The organism is Serratia sp. 506_PEND, assembly GCF_001076875.1.
Classification (GTDB): domain Bacteria; phylum Pseudomonadota; class Gammaproteobacteria; order Enterobacterales; family Enterobacteriaceae; genus Serratia; species Serratia marcescens.
Genome location: NZ_JVEL01000031.1, coordinates 1 through 1267 on the forward strand (window position 1 = coordinate 1; position 1267 = coordinate 1267).

Annotated in this window: 2 protein-coding genes; both read left to right on the forward strand. The window is 63.9% G+C overall.

Going from position 1 to position 1267, the window contains the following annotated elements:
• Positions 1-792, forward strand: a 792-nt coding sequence (gene paaX, locus ADK28_RS00735; RefSeq protein ID WP_048794631.1) for a phenylacetic acid degradation operon negative regulatory protein PaaX, incomplete at its 5' end; no start/stop codon positions are given.
• Positions 793-804: 12 nt separating this feature from the next.
• Positions 805-1267 (forward strand): transferase hexapeptide repeat family protein (locus tag ADK28_RS00740; RefSeq protein WP_048794632.1); only part of this gene is annotated, 463 nt, incomplete at its 3' end.

The window sequence follows — 1267 nt, forward strand, 5'->3', positions numbered from 1 at the left end:
GCCTTCGGTTTCGGCGATCGTTTCGTGCGCACCTCGGTGTTCCGCCTGCAAAAAGAAGGTTGGCTGGCGGTGGAGAAAATCGGCCGCCGCAGCTTCTACCGCGTGACCGAGCAGGGAATGCGCCAGTTCCGCCACGCCGAATCGAAGATCTATCTGCGCGAGCAGCCCGCTTGGGACGGCAAGTGGGAGCTGTTGCTGCTGGAATGCGCCGAAAAAAACGCGCGCGCGCGGCTGAAAAAAGAGCTGGGCTGGCTCGGGTTCGGGCAAATCGCCAACAATCTGATGGCCGCCCCCACCCATGCGCAGACCGACGTGACGGCGCTGCTCGGCGAACTGAACGCCAGCGAGCAGGTGATCTACTTTCGCGCCGATTACCCCTATAACCGCTCCGAGCAAACCCTGCAGAAATTGGTGGCCGACTGTTGGTCGCTCAGCGACGTGGCGGCCGGTTATCACGAGTTTATCGTCTCATTCCGGCCGTTGATGGCGCTGCTGCGCGAAGTCGACCCGGCGGCGCTGACGCCGCTGCGCTGCTTCCAGATTAAGCTATTATTGATTCACTTCTTCCGTCGCGTGGTGTTGAAAGATCCGTTGCTGCCGGACGCGCTGCTGCCCGCGCAGTGGGAGGGCCAGATCGCCCGCAACCTGTGCATCAATCTCTATCAGCAGGTCGATCGCGCCGCGACGGAATACGTCAGCGCGCTGGCGGAGACCACCATCGGCGCCCTGCCCGCGCCGGCCGCCGGCTACTATCGGCGCTTCGGCGGCCTGCCGCGCGACCCTACATATTAAGGAACTCACGCTATGCCTGTGTATCAGATTGACGGCCTGACGCCGGTCGTTGACCCCAGCAGTTACGTGCACCCGACCGCGGTGCTGATCGGCGACGTGATCGTCGGCAAGCACGTGTATATCGGCCCGAACGCCAGCCTGCGCGGCGATTTTGGCCGCCTGGTGATCTGCGACGGCGCCAACATTCAGGACAACTGCGTGATGCACGGCTTCCCGCAGCAGGACACGGTGGTGGAAGAAGACGGCCATATCGGCCACGGCGCCATCCTGCACGGCTGCCGCATTCGCCGCAACGCGATGGTGGGCATGAACGCGGTGGTGATGGACGGTGCGGAGATCGGCGAGAACACCATCGTCGGCGCGATGGCGTTCGTCAAAGCCGCGGCGGTGATCGAAGCCAACAAGCTGGTGGTCGGCAGCCCGGCGCGCGTGCTGCGCGATCTGACCGAACAGGAGCTGGCCTGGAAGATCGCCG